Source organism: Synechococcus sp. H55.11 (assembly GCF_047462475.1).
Lineage (GTDB): Bacteria > Cyanobacteriota > Cyanobacteriia > Thermostichales > Thermostichaceae > Thermostichus.
Genome location: NZ_JANSJI010000297.1, coordinates 1 through 3532, shown reverse-complemented (window position 1 = coordinate 3532; position 3532 = coordinate 1). Strand labels below are relative to the sequence as shown.

General features: G+C 61.9%; 5 protein-coding genes. 1 reads left to right on the top strand and 4 read right to left on the bottom strand.

The window, feature by feature from the left end; all coding sequences use genetic code 11:
* A partial coding sequence (locus tag NW853_RS11990) for a matrixin family metalloprotease (RefSeq protein WP_414349118.1) occupies positions 1-318 on the top strand: 318 nt, incomplete at its 5' end.
* On the opposite strand, the gene NW853_RS11985 is transcribed toward NW853_RS11990, so the two are convergent.
* From NW853_RS11985 to NW853_RS11970, 4 genes are read right to left on the bottom strand one after another with little or no spacing between them, the layout of a single operon-like run.
* Positions 315-1151, bottom strand: a complete 837-nt coding sequence (locus tag NW853_RS11985) for a metal ABC transporter permease (RefSeq protein WP_414335859.1) — start codon at positions 1149-1151, stop codon at positions 315-317. The two genes, NW853_RS11990 and NW853_RS11985, sit on opposite strands and share 4 nt — an antisense overlap.
* 9 nt (positions 1152-1160) lie before the next feature.
* A complete protein-coding gene (locus NW853_RS11980; RefSeq protein ID WP_414349117.1) occupies positions 1161-1937 on the bottom strand; it encodes a metal ABC transporter ATP-binding protein in 777 nt (258 codons plus the stop codon).
* On the bottom strand, positions 1934-3025 hold the full coding sequence (locus NW853_RS11975; protein WP_414349116.1) for a metal ABC transporter solute-binding protein, Zn/Mn family: 1092 nt from the start codon (positions 3023-3025) through the stop codon (positions 1934-1936). Before NW853_RS11975 ends, NW853_RS11980 begins: the two co-directional genes overlap by 4 nt.
* Before the next feature lie 13 nt (positions 3026-3038).
* Positions 3039-3482: a SufE family protein gene (locus NW853_RS11970; protein WP_414349115.1), complete on the bottom strand. Its 444-nt coding sequence runs from the start codon at positions 3480-3482 to the stop codon at positions 3039-3041.
* Positions 3483-3532 lie beyond the last annotated feature (50 nt).

Below are 3532 nucleotides of genomic sequence, written 5' to 3'. Positions count from 1 at the left end.
CAGCGGGTGCGCATTGTCATTGCCGAAGGCCAGGGGTTGGCAGAAGTGACGGCGGTGGCCCGGCACGAGATCGGCCATGGGCTGGGGCTGTGGGGCCATAGCCCCGACCCGCGGGATCTGATGTATGGCGGCCACCATGCAGCGGCTACCGGCAATCGCCGCCTGCTGCGGGTGCCCACCATCACCAAACGGGATCTCAACACCCTGAAGCGGGTTTATGAGCAGCCCACCCTCATGGGCCAGGTTTTCCCGGAGAGCTACCGCCGCCTGTTCGGCCAGCTTCTGCCAGAAAGAACTTTTGGGATGGCCGACAGCTAGAGCCGCAGCAGTTGCGGCGCCCCCTTGAGCGCCATAGCCAGGAGAAAAAACAGCAACTGGGTGGCCACAATGCTGGGGCCGGAGGGCAGGTTGAAGGCAGCCGAGAGGAGGATCCCCAACACCGCACTCAAGCCCCCCAAGCCCATGGCCAGCAACACATACGTTGTAAAGTTGGATCCCAAAAGCCGCGCCGTCGAAGCAGGGATCACCACAAAAGCGCTCACCAATAGCACCCCCACCGAGCGGATCGACAGGGCCACCACCAAAGCCAGCAGCACCACAAAGGCCAACCGCTGCCAGCCCCCCTCTACCCCCCGCGCCCGCGCCAGCGACTCATCCAGGGTGAGCAGCATCTGGGCAGGCAAGGTCAGCCCAATATACCCCAGGGCCAAGAGCAGGAGCAGGCCGCTCATCCACAAGGCCGGCAGGCTGATGCCGAGAATATCCCCAAATAGCAACTGGTTAAGGTTGCCGCGGTAGCCAGGGATCAGGCTGAGGCCAATGATGGCTAGAGCCAAGGAGGAGGAGTAGATGATGTTTAGCACCGCATCTGCCGAAAGCTGGGTGCGTTCCAGGACAAAAGTCACCCCCAGGGCAAACACTACCCCAAACACCATCAGCACCGCCGTGGGATCCAGCCCCAGGGCCACTCCCAGGACAATACCCAGCAGCGCCGAATGCCCCAAGGCATCACTAAAAAACGCCAACTGCCGAAAGATGGCAAAACTGCCCAAAAGCCCCCCCGTCACCCCCGTCAGGATGCCGCCTAGGAGAGCCCGCTGCATGAAGGGCAGCTGCAGCCATTCCACCACCTGCGCCCAGGTCTCCGGCATTGCCCCTCCTCAGTGGTGGTGGATGTAGCGGGCAAACGCGGGGCCGTAGACGCGGCTTAGCATCTCCGGCGCCAGGGCCGCTTCAGGGGATCCCTGGCAAATCAGGGAGCGGTTGAGACACAACACGCGGTCGCAGTAGCGGGACACCATCTCCAGGTCGTGGGAGACCTGCAGGATGGCCCAGCCCAGGGAGCGGCGCAGCTCTTCCAATAGCCGATAGAATTCTCCTTCGCTGAGGCTATCTAGACCAGCGGGGGCCTCGTCCAGCACCAGCAGCCGCCGCGGCCAGACTAGACAATAGGCCAACAACACCCGTTTGAGCTCGCCGCCGCTCAGTTGACCCAGGGGCTTAGAGGCCAGGTGCAGAGCCTCGGCCCGTTGCAAGGCTTTCTGGACGGCCTCCTGCCGAGCAGCTCGCTGCTGCCAGGGCCAGCGGGGCCTAAGGGATCCCCAGCCCAGGGCAACAAACTCCGCCACCGTCAGGGGAATGGCGGGGTTGAAGTGCAAGCGCTGCGGCACATAGGCAAGCTGCTGCCGCACTTTCTGGGGCAAGTACCCCGACAGACGCAGCGGCTCCCCTAGGATGTAAACCGAGCCACACTGCCGCGGCAGGATGCCCAAGATGGCCTGCACCAAGGTGCTCTTGCCGGCGCCGTTGGGGCCAACAATGGCCGTGTGGGATCCCGCCGCCAGCTCAAACGAGACATTCTGCACCGCCAACTGGGATCCCCGATAGACCGTCAGCCCCTCCACCCGCAGGACAACCTCGTCAGAATGGAAGCTCATCGCCCCCTTGCCAGCAGGTGCTCGAGAGCAGCCTGACCCACCAAGGGCAACTGCAGGGGAACCCAGGCCTTCTCTTTCTCGAAGGCGGAGACCAGGTTTTCCACGTTCTGCCGCAGGATGGTTAGGTAGTACTCCGGCTCGATCCCCTCTGGGCCAGCGGTTTCGAGGGGATCGAATACGCGGACTTGTACCCCCAGATCCCGGGCCAAGACCTCAAAGGGGTTGTCCTTCCCCACTTGTGGCTCCACCAGGATTGTCTTTAGGCCCGACTGCCGCACCGTCTCCATCACCCGCCGCACATCCTCAGGGGAGGGGCTGGCTTCCGGGATCTCCACCAGGAACTCCGCTTTGAGGTTGTAGCGCTCGGCAAAGTATGGGGCAAAGTCGTGGAAGACCACAAAGCTCCTGCCGGCGAAGGGAGCTAATTTCTGCTCGATTTCTTTATCCAAAGCTTCCAGTTGCTCGATAAAGGCAGCGGCATTGGCGCGGTAGATCTCTGCCCCTTCTGGATCGACAGCAATGAGGCCATCGCGGATGTTTTCCACCTGCTGAATGGCCCGCCTGGGATCCAGCCAGATGTGGGGGTTCAACTCGCCGTGGCTGTGCCCATGAGAGTGTCCATGACTGTGGCCGTGACCATGAGAATGGCCATGGCTGTGGGAGTGGCCATGCTCTGGCTCCTGGGTCTGCAAAGTCGGGATCCCTTGGCTGCTGTCAATGGTTTGTAATTTGGGATTGCCGGCGTTGGCAATCAATCCCTCCAAAAAGGTCTCCATTCCCAACCCGTTGATCACCAGCACATCCGCCTGGGACAGCAGGCGCGCATCCTCGGGTCGAGCCTGAAAGTCGTGGGGCCCCATCTGGGGAGGGATCAGGGGTTTCACCTCAGCCCGCTCCCCGGCCACGGCGCGGGTAAATTGCGTTATCGGCAGGATTGTGGTCACCACCTGCGGAGGGGTGGATCCCCGTTGGGCCCGGGACTCTTCTTGGCGCATCTGTAAGCTGCCCAGGATCCCGACCGAGAGGGCCGCCACCAGCGAGACCAGCGATCGCACGGGTCGGGCCGAACGCAGAGAGTTATTAGCCATGAGTCCTAATACCTCACAAGACGACAGAGACAGCAGCGTCGGAAGCGCCTGACTCCTGGAAAGCCAAGGCCCGCTGCTGCAGCAATGAGAACATGCTCACCAGGCCGTTGGAGCGGGAAGGGCTAAGGCTGAAATTGAGGCCCATCTCCCGCACAAACTCCAGGGAAACCCCCAAAATTTCCTCTGGCGCTAGGCCGCTCAACCCCTCCACCAAAATGGCCACCAAGCCCTTGACCAACTGGGCATCGGCATCTCCCTGGATGTAGACCTTGCCGTCCCTTAACTCGGTGGCCAGCCACACCCGCGAGGCACAACCCCGCACGAGATTCTCCTCTGTGCGCTGGGAATCGGGGAAAGGGGGCAGGCGCTTGGCATAGGCCAGCAGCAGCTCGTACTTCTGACGAGAAGTTCTGGCCTTTTGAAAGCGACCCACAATCTGCCGCAGAGCTTCGGGCATCAACCCACTTGCCTGAATGAGAATGATAATCAAAAGTCATCGTAGCACGC